17 protein-coding genes are annotated in these 14,853 nt (G+C 43.1%); 14 read left to right on the forward strand and 3 right to left on the reverse strand.

The genetic code is table 11. The features are described from left to right. The first annotated feature begins 4 nt into the window (after positions 1-4). Positions 5-1,327 carry a histidinol dehydrogenase gene (hisD, locus tag FD971_RS00575; RefSeq protein ID WP_215334186.1) on the forward strand — a complete coding sequence of 441 codons (1,323 nt, stop codon included), beginning with the start codon at positions 5-7 and terminating at the stop codon, positions 1,325-1,327. A 2-nt stretch (positions 1,328-1,329) separates the two neighbouring features. Here hisD and hisC read toward each other — a convergent pair whose 3' ends face one another. After that, positions 1,330-2,403: a histidinol-phosphate transaminase gene (hisC, locus tag FD971_RS00580; protein WP_215334187.1), complete on the reverse strand. Its 1,074-nt coding sequence runs from the start codon at positions 2,401-2,403 to the stop codon at positions 1,330-1,332. A gap of 126 nt (positions 2,404-2,529) precedes the next feature. Here hisC and hisB point away from each other — a divergent pair, with 126 nt between their 5' ends. The 10 genes from hisB (at position 2,530) to tatC (ending at position 8,278) form a co-directional block, all read left to right on the forward strand. After that, complete coding sequence (gene hisB, locus FD971_RS00585) at positions 2,530-3,117, forward strand: imidazoleglycerol-phosphate dehydratase HisB (RefSeq protein WP_215334188.1); 588 nt, start codon at positions 2,530-2,532, stop codon at positions 3,115-3,117. Between the two features lie 62 nt (positions 3,118-3,179). Then, positions 3,180-3,842, forward strand: coding sequence for an imidazole glycerol phosphate synthase subunit HisH (gene hisH / locus FD971_RS00590; RefSeq protein ID WP_215334189.1), 663 nt, complete (start codon positions 3,180-3,182; stop codon positions 3,840-3,842). Positions 3,843-3,862: 20 nt separating this feature from the next. Then, a complete protein-coding gene (gene hisA / locus FD971_RS00595) occupies positions 3,863-4,624 on the forward strand; it encodes a 1-(5-phosphoribosyl)-5-[(5-phosphoribosylamino)methylideneamino]imidazole-4-carboxamide isomerase (RefSeq protein ID WP_215334190.1) in 762 nt (253 codons plus the stop codon). 11 nt (positions 4,625-4,635) lie between these two features. After that, positions 4,636-5,394, forward strand: coding sequence for an imidazole glycerol phosphate synthase subunit HisF (hisF, locus tag FD971_RS00600; protein ID WP_215334191.1), 759 nt, complete (start codon positions 4,636-4,638; stop codon positions 5,392-5,394). A gap of 38 nt (positions 5,395-5,432) precedes the next feature. Further along, positions 5,433-5,837: a phosphoribosyl-AMP cyclohydrolase gene (hisI, locus tag FD971_RS00605; protein WP_215335068.1), complete on the forward strand. Its 405-nt coding sequence runs from the start codon at positions 5,433-5,435 to the stop codon at positions 5,835-5,837. 44 nt (positions 5,838-5,881) lie between these two features. After that, positions 5,882-6,283: a phosphoribosyl-ATP diphosphatase gene (locus FD971_RS00610; RefSeq protein WP_215334192.1), complete on the forward strand. Its 402-nt coding sequence runs from the start codon at positions 5,882-5,884 to the stop codon at positions 6,281-6,283. 44 nt (positions 6,284-6,327) lie between these two features. Further along, on the forward strand, positions 6,328-6,684 hold the full coding sequence (locus FD971_RS00615) for a histidine triad nucleotide-binding protein (protein WP_215334193.1): 357 nt from the start codon (positions 6,328-6,330) through the stop codon (positions 6,682-6,684). A gap of 16 nt (positions 6,685-6,700) precedes the next feature. Next, positions 6,701-6,943, forward strand: a complete 243-nt coding sequence (gene tatA, locus FD971_RS00620) for a Sec-independent protein translocase subunit TatA (RefSeq protein WP_215334194.1) — start codon at positions 6,701-6,703, stop codon at positions 6,941-6,943. Positions 6,944-6,971: 28 nt separating this feature from the next. Continuing rightward, positions 6,972-7,448, forward strand: coding sequence for a Sec-independent protein translocase protein TatB (tatB, locus tag FD971_RS00625; protein ID WP_215334195.1), 477 nt, complete (start codon positions 6,972-6,974; stop codon positions 7,446-7,448). Positions 7,449-7,480: 32 nt separating this feature from the next. After that, on the forward strand, positions 7,481-8,278 hold the full coding sequence (tatC, locus tag FD971_RS00630; RefSeq protein WP_215334196.1) for a twin-arginine translocase subunit TatC: 798 nt from the start codon (positions 7,481-7,483) through the stop codon (positions 8,276-8,278). Here tatC and FD971_RS00635 read toward each other — a convergent pair. Continuing rightward, positions 8,263-9,729: a tetratricopeptide repeat protein gene (locus tag FD971_RS00635; protein ID WP_215334197.1), complete on the reverse strand. Its 1,467-nt coding sequence runs from the start codon at positions 9,727-9,729 to the stop codon at positions 8,263-8,265. The two genes, tatC and FD971_RS00635, sit on opposite strands and share 16 nt — an antisense overlap. A gap of 208 nt (positions 9,730-9,937) precedes the next feature. Between FD971_RS00635 and FD971_RS00640 the strand changes: the two genes are divergently transcribed. The 3 genes from FD971_RS00640 to FD971_RS00650 all read left to right on the forward strand — a co-directional run bounded on the left by FD971_RS00640 (position 9,938) and on the right by FD971_RS00650 (position 14,117). After that, positions 9,938-11,164, forward strand: coding sequence for a porin (locus FD971_RS00640; protein ID WP_215334198.1), 1,227 nt, complete (start codon positions 9,938-9,940; stop codon positions 11,162-11,164). Positions 11,165-11,307: 143 nt separating this feature from the next. Next, positions 11,308-12,135, forward strand: a complete 828-nt coding sequence (locus tag FD971_RS00645) for a hypothetical protein (protein WP_215334199.1) — start codon at positions 11,308-11,310, stop codon at positions 12,133-12,135. Beyond that, entirely contained in the window at positions 12,132-14,117 is a 1,986-nt protein-coding gene (locus FD971_RS00650; RefSeq protein ID WP_215334200.1) for a tetratricopeptide repeat protein, read from the forward strand. The genes FD971_RS00645 and FD971_RS00650 overlap by 4 nt, the downstream gene beginning before the upstream one ends. A 3-nt stretch (positions 14,118-14,120) precedes the next feature. On the opposite strand, the gene FD971_RS00655 is transcribed toward FD971_RS00650, so the two are convergent. Then, entirely contained in the window at positions 14,121-14,849 is a 729-nt protein-coding gene (locus FD971_RS00655) for a glycosyltransferase family 25 protein (RefSeq protein ID WP_215334201.1), read from the reverse strand. Between the last annotated feature and the right edge of the window lie 4 nt (positions 14,850-14,853).

Raw genomic sequence — 14,853 nt, forward strand, 5'->3', positions numbered from 1 at the left:
TCATATGTCAGCAGACATCAAAGTCAAGCGCCTTAATAGCAAAGATGCCGGGTTTAAAGACACGCTACTCTCTAGCCTTTCTTTGCCGATGGCAGATGACGAAGCGATTGATGCTGCAGTAGTAAAAATTCTGGCGCAAGTCAAAAGTGAGGGTGATGCTGCAGTGCTCTCCTTTACAAAGCAGTTTGATCGTCTCAATGTTTCAAGTGTTGTTGAGTTAGAGATTTCTCAAGCAGAATTAAAAAAAGCCTATGAAGGTTTATCGGCTGAACAAAAAAATGCTTTAGATATTGCTGCGCAAAGAGTGCGTGCGTATCACGAAAAGCAAAAGATTGAAGCGGGTTGTCACTCTTGGGAATATGAAGAGGCTGATGGCACACGCTTGGGTCAGAAAGTCACAGCCTTGGATCGCGTGGGTATTTATGTTCCTGGTGGTAAAGCTGCATACCCATCATCTGTTTTGATGAATGCGATCCCCGCAAAAGTTGCTGGAGTTAAAGAAGTCATCATGGTGGTACCCACTCCGGATGGTGCTCGCAATTCTTTGGTCTTGGCTGCCGCATACTTATCCGGAGTTGATCGCGTCTTTACGATTGGCGGTGCACAAGCTGTTGGTGCTTTGGCTTATGGCACCCAAACAATTCCGCCAGTGGACAAAATTGTTGGCCCTGGTAATGCCTATGTAGCAGCTGCTAAGCGCAGGGTTTTTGGTACTGTAGGTATCGATATGATTGCCGGCCCCTCAGAAATTTTAGTGCTCTGTGATGGCTCTAGCAATCCCGATTGGATTGCGATGGATTTGTTTTCTCAAGCTGAGCACGATGAGTTAGCGCAATCTATTTTGCTTTGCCCAGATGAGCAATTTATTGAGCAAGTGCAAGCAAGCATTAGCAAGCTATTACCTGAGATGCCCAGAAAGAAAGTGATTGAAACTTCGCTTGCTAATCGCGCCTTATTGATTCAGGTAAAAGATATGACTGAAGCTTGTGATATTGCCAATGCCATCGCTGCCGAACATTTAGAAATTTGTGCGACTGAGCCACGCAAGTGGGCTGAGTTAATTCGTCATGCTGGTGCGATATTTATGGGTAACTACACCAGCGAATCTCTAGGCGATTATTGCGCAGGCCCGAATCATGTTTTACCAACAGCACGGACTGCTCGCTTCTCATCCCCATTGGGTGTGTATGACTTTATCAAGCGCTCAAGCATGATTGAGGTGAGTGAAGCAGGCGCTCAGACCTTAGGCGCTGTTGCTAGCACGCTCGCACATGGTGAGGGTTTGACGGCCCATGCACGTGCTGCTGAGATGCGACTAAAAAAATAAACTTAAGTACTTGCCAGAATTTCTTTTAGAGCAGCAATTAATTCGTTTGTTTGATCATCGGTACCGATGGTGATGCGTAAAAATTCTTCAATGCGTGGCGATTTGAAGTGACGCACAATAATTCCGCGGTCGCGTAAAGCTTGATACAGCTTCACGCCAGTATGTTTCGGATGGCGCGTAAAAATAAAGTTGGCTGTTGATGGCAGGGTATCAAAGCCTAACACGCTTAATTCAGCTACTAAGCGTTCGCGAGTTTGAATCACTTTTTTGCTAGTGGATTCCAAATGGGCTTGATCTTGTATTGCCGCAATCGCTCCAGCTTGAGCTAGACGCCCCAGTGGGTAGGAGTTAAAGCTATTCTTCACACGCTCCAAGCCTTCAATGAGATCTGGGTGACCCACTGCAAAACCAACCCGCAGTCCTGCTAGGGCGCGTGACTTGGATAGGGTGTGAACGACTAAGAGGTTCTCTGGGCAAGCACTGCCGCGAAGAAGTGGAATGCAGGACTCAGTTCCATAATCTACATAGGCCTCGTCGATGACCACAACTGAATCTGTATTTCTGCTGAGTAGAGTCTCGATGTCTGAGCGCGGAATAGAGCGACCAGTTGGGGCATTTGGGTTGGGAAAAATAATCCCGCCATTTAGGACCTTGAAATTCTCTGTCTGAATTTCAAAATCAGGGCCTAAGGATACTTTTTGATAGTCGATCCCAAATAGCTTGCAATAGACTGGATAGAAGCTATAGGTGATATCTGGGAACTGGATAGCCTTAGCTTGCTTGAGTAGGCCTAAAAATACGTGGGCCAGGACTTCGTCGGAGCCATTACCCAGAAACACCTGTTTTGGGTCTAGGCCGTGTAAATCAGCGATGGCCTTTTTAAGGGCTGCGCCCTCTGGGTCTGGGTAGAGTCTTAAATCATCTGTATTTTGCTGGTTTATTGCTGCCAAAGCCTTAGGAGACGGGCCATAAGGACTCTCATTCGTATTGAGCTTTACCAGTCGCTCCATTTGCGGCTGTTCCCCAGGAACGTAAGGGGTGAGGGTCTGAACAACGGGGCTCCAAAAGCGGCTCATGAGGGACTCTAGTCAAAAATCAGCAAAAGTGAATAAACGCTAGCAATCAACATCGGCATTTATATCTGTATTAGGAATGATATTATGAGGCTTCAATCAACACTTCGCCTCGCGGCGCACTGAAGCATGCGGCAAGCCGACGTTACCCGAAACACTTCGGAAACCAAAATTCAAATTGCTATCAATTTAGATGGCACAGGTAAAGCTGAGCTAGCCTCTGGCGTACCTTTCCTAGACCATATGTTGGATCAAATTGCCCGTCACGGCATGATCGACCTTAAAGTGATCGCAAAAGGCGACACCCATATTGATGACCATCACACCGTTGAGGATGTAGGGATTACTCTGGGGCAAGCTTTTGCTAAGGCGGTTGGCGATAAAGCAGGCATTACCCGCTATGGTCACTCCTACATTCCTTTGGATGAAACCCTTTCTCGCGTAGTAATTGACTTTTCTGGCCGTCCAGGCCTGGAGTTCAACGTTCCATTTACCCGTGCACGTGTGGGTGACTTTGATGTGGATCTCAGCATCGAGTTCTTCCGTGGTTTTGTAAATCACGCTGGAGTGACTTTGCATATTGATAACTTACGTGGCATTAATGCTCACCACCAGATTGAAACCGTGTTCAAGGCCTTCGGTCGTGCATTGCGCATGGCTTTGGAGCTCGATCCACGCGCTTCCGGTGTTGTTCCCTCCACTAAAGGCAGTCTCTAATCTAGAAAATCTCTAGTATTGAGTAGCAGACTGCCAAAAAACTACGGAACATAGGCTAACAATTGGCGCAAACCATTGCGATCGTTGACTACGGAATGGGTAACCTACGTTCCGTGTATCAAGCCTTTCATCATGTAGCTCCCGATGCCAATGTTCTGATTGCGCACACTCCTGAAGAAATCATCTCCGCAGAGCGTGTAGTTCTCCCAGGGCAAGGCGCGATGCCCGATTGTATGAAGCATCTTCAAGAGTCAGGCTTATTGGATGCGCTATTAGATGCTGCCAAAAATAAGCCTTTGCTAGGTGTATGTGTGGGTGAGCAAATGCTGTTTGATCAAAGTGCTGAAGTGCGGGCAAATTCCAATACCGCTTGGACGCCTTGTTTGGGATTGATTCCTGGTGAAGTTCGGCGTTTTGAATTGGCTGGAAAATTACAGCCAGATGGTTCTGCGTACAAAGTGCCGCATATGGGTTGGAACCAGGTGCGCCAGGATCGCCGGCACCCACTATGGGACGGGATTCCAGATTTGACTAGTTTTTATTTTGTACATAGCTACTATGTTGTGCCGCAACGCAAAGAAGATAGTTCAGGCTCAACTGAATATGGTGATTGGTTTACTTCTGCAGTTGCGAGGGATAATATTTTTGCAACGCAATTTCATCCAGAAAAAAGTGCAGAATACGGATTAAAGCTCTACAAAAATTTTGTTTCTTGGCAACCTTAATATTTCTCTAACCTACCGCTATGCTGCTCATTCCTGCAATTGACTTAAAAGATGGTCACTGTGTTCGGCTCGAACAAGGTGACATGGATAAAGCTACTGTGTTTTCTGAAGATCCAGGCGCCATGGCTGCGCACTGGATTAGTAAGGGGGCACGTCGTTTACACCTGGTTGATTTAAACGGTGCGTTTGCCGGAAAACTCAAAAATGAATCTGCCATCAAATCTATTTTGAAAGCAGTGGGCGATGAGATTCCAGTTCAGCTAGGTGGCGGTATCCGCGATTTAGAAACTATTGAGCGTTTATTGGATGACGGTATTAGTACCGTGATTATTGGTACTGCAGCGGTGAAGAGCCCTGGCTTTGTGCAAGATGCCTGCACGGCTTTCCCTGGCCACATTATGGTGGGTTTAGATGCGCGTGATGGCAAGGTAGCAACCGATGGTTGGAGCAAGATTACGGGTCATGAGGTGATCGACCTCGCTAAGAAATTTGAAGATTACGGCGTTGAAGCCATCATCTATACCGACATTGGTCGTGACGGCATGATGAAAGGCATCAACATGGATGCCACAGTCAAATTGGCGCAAGCTATTCGGATTCCGGTGATTGCTAGCGGTGGTTTATCCAATAACCAAGATATTGAAGCGCTTTGTGAAGCCGAGGCTGAAGGCGTTATGGGTGTTATTGCCGGGCGCTCAATTTACGCTGGTGATTTAGATTTAACCGTAGCGCAAAAATATGCTGATGAGTTAACTCTGAAGTTTGCTAAGAAAATTATCTAGATTGCTGATCGGTGCTAACTAAAAGAATTATTCCTTGCCTTGATGTCACGGCAGGGCGCGTTGTTAAAGGCGTGAACTTTGTTGGTCTGCGTGATGCAGGTGATCCGGTGGAGATTGCTAAGCGCTATGACACTCAAGGTGCTGATGAGCTTACCTTCTTAGACATTACTGCTACCTCTGATGGGCGTGATCTGATATTGCATATCATTGAAGATGTTGCGTCCCAGGTATTTATTCCTCTGACGGTTGGTGGTGGTGTTCGTGCTGTAGCGGATGTACGTCGCTTACTCAATGCGGGCGCTGATAAAGTGAGCATGAATTCTTCTGCAGTGGCGAATCCAGATTTAGTTTCTGATGCGGCGTCGTATTACGGTTCGCAGTGCATCGTAGTTGCCATCGATGCAAAAAAAACTGAAGCGGGTAATTGGGAAGTCTTTACCCATGGCGGTAGAACTTCGACTGGTATGGATGTAGTGGCATGGGCTTCTGAAGTTGCTAAACGTGGTGCTGGAGAAATTCTTCTTACGAGTATGAATCGCGACGGTAGTAAAGATGGATTTGATCTGGAGTTAACTGCCGCTGTGAGTGATGCTGTAAGTGTGCCGGTGATTGCTTCTGGCGGCGTTGGTAATTTGCAGCACTTAGTCGATGGCATTACCAAAGGTCATGCTGATGCAGTTCTCGCAGCTAGTATTTTTCATTATGGTGAATTCACTGTTGGCCAAGCAAAAGAATATATGGCTAGCCAAGGTATCCCCGTTCGTATTTGAGCCAAGATAGATCTTCTGAAAGAATCATACGAATGACTATGAAAAATACCTTCACCCCAGTTGAATCCCTGGAAGTGGGTTCATGGGTTGACTCCGTTACTTGGAATGAGCAGGGCTTAGTTCCAGCAATCGCTCAAGAGGTTGGCAGCAAAGATATCTTGATGATGGCTTGGATGAATCGCGACGCCTTATTGGCAACGTTGCGTTTAGGGGAGGCTGTGTATTGGACTCGCTCCAGGCAGAAACTTTGGCATAAAGGCGAAGAATCTGGCCATACCCAAAAGGTGAAAGAAATTCGCCTTGACTGTGATGGCGATACGATTTTGCTGATGGTTGAACAAAAAGATGGCATTGCTTGTCATACGGGAGAGCACAGCTGCTTCTTCATGCGCTGGGATTCCGATAAATCTGCCTGGGTGGATGAGTCCAAGACTCATAAATAAGACCCTCTCAGTATTCCCGGCAATAAAAGACATAAAATCACTTTATGACTAGTCCAGCACAAAAACCTTCTAATTTAGATTCCGCTTTGGCTTATTTGGCTGATGTGCTGGATCAGCGACGCGATGCATTTAAAGCTGGAGAGGCCGACCCCAAGACTTCCTATACTGCTTTGCTCTTTTCTAAGGGTGATGACGGGATTTTGAAGAAAATTGGTGAAGAAGCAACTGAGGCTGTAATGGCGGCAAAAGATGCGCGTAATTCCAATCTAGCCCCTGAGCAGCAAAAGCTCTTGGTTGGCGAGATGGCTGACCTTTGGTTCCATTGCTTAATTGCACTTTCCCAGTTTGGCTTACGCCCAGAAGATGTGGTGGCCGAGTTGAATCGTCGCCTGGGCACCTCAGGCATCGAAGAGAAGGCAGCCAGAAAAGCTTCTGGCAAAGAGTAAATTCAGAAAATTCCCAATAATTCATCAAAACTAGAGGCGAAAGCGTGAGCCACGATCCGAATTGCTTGTTTTGCAAGATTTCCAAAGGCGAAATCCCGTCCCAAAAGGTATACGAGGATGATGAGATTTACGCATTTAAAGATATCAATCCTGCCGCTCCCATTCATTTTTTGATGATTCCTAAAAAACATATCCCTATGTTGGAGTCTGCGGAAATGGTGGATGCGCCATTGCTAGGTAGAATGATGGAATTAGCACCGCGTCTCGCCAAAGAGCAGGGTTGTAGTCCCGGAAAGGATGGCGGCTTTAGATTGGTAGTGAATAACGGTGCAGATGGTGGGCAAGAGGTTTATCACTTGCATTTACATGTGATGGGCGGTCCGCGCCCCTGGAAAAAATAGTCCGAGGAGATTAAAAATGGGTTCATTTAGTATTTGGCATTGGTTAATTGTTTTGGTAATCGTGATGTTGGTATTCGGTACCAAAAAATTACGCAATATCGGCACTGACTTAGGTGGTGCTGTGAAAGGTTTTAAAGACGGCATGAAAACACCTGAGGGAGCCGAAGAGTCGCAAGACAAAGCTAAAGAGCAAATTCATAGCGCTGCTGCATCAACAGAGAAAACTGTGGATGTCCAAGCTAAAGACATAAATAAGTAATTTCAGATTGAAATAATGCACACCCGCAATGATTGATCTCGGAGTTTCAAAGCTTGCACTCATTGCAGTGGTTGCATTGGTGGTGGTCGGCCCAGAGCGTCTTCCTAAGATAGCGCGCATGGCGGGTAATTTATTTGGAAGGGCACAGCGCTATATGGCTGATGTCAAATCCGAAGTTAGCCGGCAGATGGATGTTGAAGAGTTCAAGAAACTCCGTGAAGAAAGCGTCTCCGCTTTCAAGGATGTTGAGAGCTCAATTCAATCCACTACTCAAGAAGCAGGCGCAAATTTGAGCGATCAAGCTGACATCTTTGAAAATAATTTCACGAGAGCACCGCTTGATGAAAAAGAGGTGCTCCAAAAATCGGTTCGCCAAGGTCGCAAGAGTTGGGGTGTGAGACGTGCAGCAAGACCGGTTTGGTTTAAGCGCTCCACTGGCATGCGCACTCGCGTGCAATCTGGTGCAGCTCGCATGAAGAGATTCCACCACAGTGCAGGCAAATAAATTAGCCTAAAGAAAAGTAAATACGAATATCAATGACGCAAAATAATTCAACAGAAGATTCGGGCCTACAAGAATCCTTCCTGTCTCATTTATTTGAGTTGCGTGATCGCATCATTAAGTCGGCCTTAGCCATCATTGTGGTATTCATTTGCCTCGTTTACTGGGCACCAGATATTTTTCATTTGTTTGCACAGCCTTTACTTAAGGCATTGCCTGCAGGTGGCAAGATGATCGTGACGGATGTAACTGGTTCCTTCTTTGTGCCTATGAAAGTGACTATGTTGGTTGCTTTCTTAATTGCACTACCTGTGGTGATGTATCAGTTGTGGGCGTTTATTGCACCAGGACTTTATCAGCATGAGCGCAAACTGATTGTGCCTTTGGTAGTGAGTAGTTACAGCCTATTTATTTTTGGTATGGCCTTTGCTTACTTCTTGGTATTCCCAACAGTATTTCAATTCATGGCTAGCTATAACGCGCCACTGGGCGCGGAGATGTCGACCGATATTGACAACTACCTTAGCTTTGCAATGACTACCTTTTTAGCCTTTGGTATCACCTTTGAGGTGCCTGTGGTTGTCGTAGTGCTGGTGCGTATGGGTATGGTGCCGCTGGCTAAGCTGAGAGAGATACGCCCATATGTGATTGTTGGTGCTTTTGTGATTTCAGCAGTTGTTACGCCACCGGACGTGTTGTCACAATTACTTTTGGCTGTTCCAATGAGTCTTCTTTATGAACTCGGACTTCTGATAGCGCGCTTTTATGTGCCCAAGCCGTCAGGCGATGATGCTGACTCAACTACGAATTCCGATACTCAAGCCACTGCTTGATCTTGTGAGAAGGTGGTAGTGAGCCACCCTGTTACTCGATCAAATCGATAGCGCCTTTGTCGTAAATTTCCCTCTAAGTCTGAATCGATGCTTGCAAAAACTTTTCCAGCTGCAAGCAAAGAGCGGCGCTGCTGGGTAGTATCAATCTGAATCAATCTAGGTAGTATCTTTGGCAACTCGTGGCGAATATCTATAACAACACAATGTTCATGCTGCAATTGGCCAACTTTGCAAAGCAATAACTCGGCTTTACTCAAATTAAATTGATTGGCAATGATGAGTCGGTGACATAGCAAGATCCACTCCTCATCTAACTTATGTTCTGCATGATGATTTAAGGCTTTTTCAGCATAAGTAGCCAATTCAAACCAATCATTCTGCTTTGGGATGGAGACGTTCCCCAAGATTTTTCTAAGCAATTCTTTTGCCTCGGGTACGCCTTGTTGGTGTGCTTGCCAAACCCAATAGGAGGCCTGAAGTCCTCGAACCTTTTCCTCAATCTTTTCGCGCTTGCGCCATAAGCTAGCACCTTTTCGAAACTGCGCTTGGGCATGACCTAGGTCCGCAGCACGATCAAAACATCGATCGCTTTCACTGGCGTTGTATCCAGAAAATTGTGGGCGGCGGTAAATCTCACCAAGTGCAAACCAGGCATCACGATCACCATCTTTTGCTGCAAGTTCTAACCAGTATGCAGCCTTCTTGAGAGAGGCATTCGATTTGCCGCCCGGTTCATTCAAATCATTTTCAACTGGGTCAGTTAATTGCGCTAAACGCAAGCCTAAGGTGAGTTTTGCGATAGTGAGACCAAGCTCTGCGGCTTGTAAAAGTGGGGCATCATTTTGTTCAGTGAGCCACCTATTCCACAGAGAGGATAGCGCTTCATCTTTTGGTTGCAACTGAATCAGTAGCTCTTTAGCAGAGTTGGTAAACGGCGTTTCTGAGTTAGCTAGATTGAGAAGAAATTCTTTAGCTGTTTTTTGAAGTGATGCGAAGTCGGCGTTACCATTTCGCTTCAAAAGCCAGCCAACAATCTGAGTATGCAAAACTTTTTTATTGGGATTTAGTAAAAGTTCCGCGAGTTGCCATTGCGCAGCATGGCTTGCATCGATTTCAGCTTGAGCTAATCTCCAGAAAGATTCCCAACCAAATGAAAATGCGGGTGAATTGAAGGTCTTCTCTAAGGGAACGGTTGGAATTTGCCCCCAGATTTCCAGCATATCTGGGTGGAAGGGGTCTAATTCAGGAATTTCAGCATTACTCGAGCTCAGCTTGCTAACTAGCTGATTCTGAATTGATAAATAAGATTTTTCTAACCAAATCAGAGCATTAGCAGGCTGGATTGGGGTTTTAAATGCCCCAGTTAAATAGGCTGATGCTAAATTTTGTTGTGCGGATACATCACCCATTCTGGCAGATTGGAGGATTTTTAAGAATTCACGGCTTGCCATATGACAATTTTGGCATCTAAGACCCTAAAAAGACAGCAATCAAAGCTCTTGTTGCCCTGATACAACGAAGAAAGCCAAAAAACTGCCTTTCCACAAGCAAAAACAGCCTCTAAATGCCCCAACCCCTAATCTAGGAAAGCAAAACAAGCAAAATTCATGAGTCCCATCTTTATTTGGGCATTACTTTCAATTTATGGAGATTTAAAGAATGAAAAAATCGCTATTCGCAGTTGCAGCCGTAACAGCATTTGCTGGTGCAGCCCAAGCTCAGTCAAGCGTTACTGTTTATGGTCTTATCGACTATGGTTATCAGTACGCTCAACAACGTAACGCAACAGGTACTGCAGGTACTACAATTACTAACCAGAATACATCTGGATTCTCTGGTAACGGTGAGTCAACATCACGTATCGGTTTTAAAGGCAACGAAGATTTAGGTGGCGGTGCATCAGCATTCTTCACGGTAGAAGCAGCTTTAAATACTGACCAAGGTGGTATCTTGAACTCAGGCGCAACTGGTAACCGTCAAACATTCGTTGGTTTGGGCAAAAAAGGTCTAGGCGCTGCGAGTATTGGTATCCAGTACACACCAGTCCATGAAGCAGTTAGCGTGACTGACGCAGGCGGTGCAAACAATCAAAATGGTAACGTAATCTATGATCGTACTGGCGGCTTCGGCGCTACTTCAGGTCAACTTGTTGCTGGTTCAGGCGTGGGACTAAACTCAGTATCAGGTATGTCTACAAATACTTCATACACAGTTCGCTCAACAAACGCTCTTGTTTTGAAGTCCGAAAACGTTGCAGGTTTTTCTGGAAAAGCAATGCTAGTTAGTGGCGGCAAGAATTCAAACACTACCACTCAAACAGTTGATAATAGCGGTTGGGGTCTAGGTGCTGATTACACATGGCAAAAGCTTTATGTAACAGCTGCATACCAGTCATTTACTAACCAAACTTTAGGTGGCGGTGCATTTGCTCCTGGTTACAACGGTGCTGGTATTACTCCGGGCGTAAACAGCAAGGACAATCAGCAGTACTATGCTGCAACTTATGACTTTGGTATTGTGAAGGCATTTGCACAATACGTAAATCGTAAAGTTACCAACTTTGGTGATAATAATAATTACGTTTCAAGAAGTGCCCAGCAAATTGGTGTTCGTGCTCCAATTACACCAGCTGTTCAAGTTTGGGCTTCTGCAGGTACCGGCTCAATCAATGGGGGCGGTACTTCTGTAACGCCATCTAAGTTTAATGGTTGGCAGTTGGGTTCTGACTACATGTTGAGCAAGCGTACTAATTTGTATGCTATCTACGGTCAGACAGCTACAAGCGGCAATGCAATGGCTACTACATACGGAACAAACGCAGCTACAACTGCTCCAAATTCCTATAATGCAAACAGCTATGCTGTTGGTGTACGCCACACATTCTAATTTCTTAGCTTAAGTTTTAACTAAGAATTAGTTATAAGATCAAACCCCACTGTACTTTTGTGCAGTGGGGTTTTTTTTATTTAATAATAAAATCCTTTTTAAAGTAGTTTTGAATAGTTATTTAAAGTTTGACTGACATAAAAATGAATGTAAAAATTTATCAAATTTTTTATGATGAAGTTACAAGAGGTAGATTAGATCCAGGTTTTATACCGCTAGATAATAGAGACCCACAAGTGAAGGGTTGGTACGAGTTTTGGCCGATACTGAACTTCTTAAACAATCAAAAACTTGATGAGGGAGACTGGTATGGGTTTCTATCTCCAAAATTTGAGAGCAAAATTGGGCTTCGCTCCGAAGATTTAGTGGAGTTGATTGAGCAAAATAGCAGTCGTGCAGATGTACTTCTGCTATCTCCAGAATGGGATCAAATTTCATATTTTATAAATGTCTTTGAGCAGGGTGAGTTGTGCCATCCTGGGTTGACGTCTCTATCACAAAATTTCTTAGATTCAGCGGGCATCGAGATAAAACTCGACAGGGCTGTAATGGATTGCTCAAATTCAGTATTTTCAAATTACATCATTGCAAAAAAAGACTATTGGGAACGGTGGAGAGAGTATGCTAATTTATTTTTTGAGTATGTGAACCTTCGATCCGAATACAACAAAGAGGTAGGCGGAATTTTTTATAGCACTTACCCCATGAAGGCTTTTATACAGGAGCGCCTTGCAAGCATAGTATTAACTAAAACAGCATTTTCCACAATCAATGTCGATCAATCTGAGTGGGGTCCAGTGAATACATTCTTATTTGAAGACAGCCAAGAAACTCGAAAGCTATTAAGGGAATGTAACGAGCTGAAATCTCAATATAGAAGAACTGGTGATGGCCTATATTTAAGCCAATACTGGGATGTCAGAAGTAAGGTAAATATAAAAGACCTAGCATTTCTATCAAATAAACAATGAATGAAATCTTTTTTAAGGACTTACTTAGCATTGCAGAAAAAAACTACCTAGAAGGTAAATTTTTCGATGCCGAGATACAGTTAATTGAGTTGCTAAAGGAAAAACCATTAGATGCAAAGTCTAATGAATTGCTTGGCCTAGTTTATTTAAGTCAGGATAAAAATCAAGAAGCAATTGAAACGTTGGAAATAGCCGCAAAAGATAAGAGTGCCCCGATCTATGGGCAATACAAACTTGCAATGCTTTATATGCAAGAGGAATCTTATGAGTCAGCAATTCATACTTTATTGCGATTGCATAAAACTGCTCCAGAATCATTGGATATTATTCTCGAGTTGGCAAATGCCTACTTGATTGCAGGCAAATATGGTGAAGCATTGCAATGGCTGCATATGGCAAATACTCGATCACCAAAAGATAAAGAAATTCTTTATAACCTTGGAAGAATTTATGATGAAACGCATGAGTTATTAAATGCGATAAATTACTACAAAAAATCCCTAGAGGTTGATCCAAAATTTATTCTACCAATTATCAATATTGGAACAATATATATAGGTTTAAAGGATTATCAAAATGCAATAGAGTATTGCAAAATAGCGCTCCAAATATCGCCAAATTATGACTACTTAATAGGCGATATTATTTATTGCATGAAAAATCAATGCATGTGGTCGGAAGAAGACGAATTTATAAATAAATTAAATGAAAGAATTGCCCTAAATCAAAAGGCAATCTTTCCATTTCAGTATTTAGCGCTTAGTGACTCACCGAGTCATCAGCTTGCAATAGCAAAATCTTACAATGAAAAATTTGATGATATTGAGGTCGAACCCTTGGCGACCGGATTTAAAAAGCATAAAAAAATAAAAATAGCATACGTCTCAGCGGATTTTAAATCCCATCCGATGGCTTATCTAATGGCTGAAGTATTTGAACTCCATGATAGAAATCGTTTTGAAATATACGCATTTTCCCTATCTCCGCTAAATCAGAATGATGCAATAACATCGCGCTTAAGAAATGACTTTGATGAATTTTATGATGTATCAAAAAATACGGATGAGCAAATATACGAATTGGCGAGAAAAAAAGAGTTAACTATTGCCATAGATTTGATGGGCCACACAACCAATGCACGCACCAAGATATTTGCAAAAAGAATAGCTCCAGTACAAATAAATTTTTTAGGCTACCCTGGAACTATGGGGGGAAATTTTATGGACTACATTATTGCTGATAAAAATGTGATTCCCCAAGAGCAGAGAAAATTTTATGCAGAAAATATAATTTTTATGCCGCATACATTTCAACCTAATGATAATAAAAAAATTATTTCTAAGCAATTGATGTCAAAAATTGAAGTCGGTCTACCCGAGGATAAATTTATATTTTGCTGCTTTAATTCAATATATAAAATTAACAAAAATATATTTTCTGCATGGATTGAAATACTTAAATTAGTGCCTAATAGTATTCTTTGGATTTGCACAGATAACAGTGCTGCTATTAAAAATTTGAGAAATTCTATGGTGGAGGGAAATTTAGATCCTGGGCGCTTGATTTTTTCACACCCAAAACCATATAGCCAGTATTTGGAAATGTACAAATTTGCAGATTTATTTCTCGATACAATACCTTTTAATGCAGGTACAACTGCTCGAGATGCGCTTTACTGTGGTGTGCCAGTTTTGACTATCGAGGGAAAATCATTTTCAGGAAGAATGGCCTCAAGTCTCTTGAGGGCAATCGACATGGATGAGTTGATTGCTCAGGATTTGAGTGGCTACATCAATATTGCAATTAAGCTTGCAACTAGCGAGGAAGACTATAAAGCAATAAAGCTTAATTTAAGTATAAAAAAGAGTTCCAAGCAATTTTGCTCTGAGGAGTATGTAAGAAGTTTGGAGAGTGCATATGAAAAAATAGGTGAAATCGCCCTGAAAAATGGAGAGCATGGTGACTTGTATCTACATGGGTGAGCCTTAAAAATATATACTATTTTGTATTGTTGAAGAATTGCGCTCATTTTTGGTGATTGCCAATGGTGGAAAGCATGCATATGCATTCAGGGATGGATATAGGCTATTCATAGCAATATCAATACCGTTGTTCTGCATTTGATATGACATTAGTGGAAACTCAATCTCAAAAGGGAGTAGTGGAAAGCATTGCTCTTTAAATTTAACTGCACCTTGTGCACTTATTGTATAAGCTGGGATTCCAAAACATTTATCCAGCGACATTAATGTTGATGAAGATTTGGAGTTATAAAAATTAGGTACCGAATTACGGAGTTGCTGCTGATTAAAAATCATGATGACCGGAGAGATATCGGGCATAACGTTAACGGAAAGTACGTGATCAAAATTCCAGCCCCAAAGTACAATATCCCAACCACCACCTATGGAGTCGATCATTTTATTGTGCTCTGGCTCAAAGTCAGCTCTTAATATGACATCATCCTCTATCACTGTAATAGCGCGGTTAGTATTGATAGCCTCCTCCCAAAGTGATAGGTGAGAAAGCGCGCATCCAAATGCACCCTTCGTGTAGGGAAGCCTTCCATCAAATAACCCTGACTCCGCCAAAAATTTCTTACTTAATGTCGATCCATCAACACCTTCATGAAACGAGTAATTAACATTGGGATTATTCTTAATAAATTGTTCTTTTCGAGAAGTTGATCTCTTCAGATTGATAACTTTAATCATGGGT

The organism is Polynucleobacter sp. AP-Ainpum-60-G11, assembly GCF_018688375.1.
GTDB lineage: Bacteria > Pseudomonadota > Gammaproteobacteria > Burkholderiales > Burkholderiaceae > Polynucleobacter.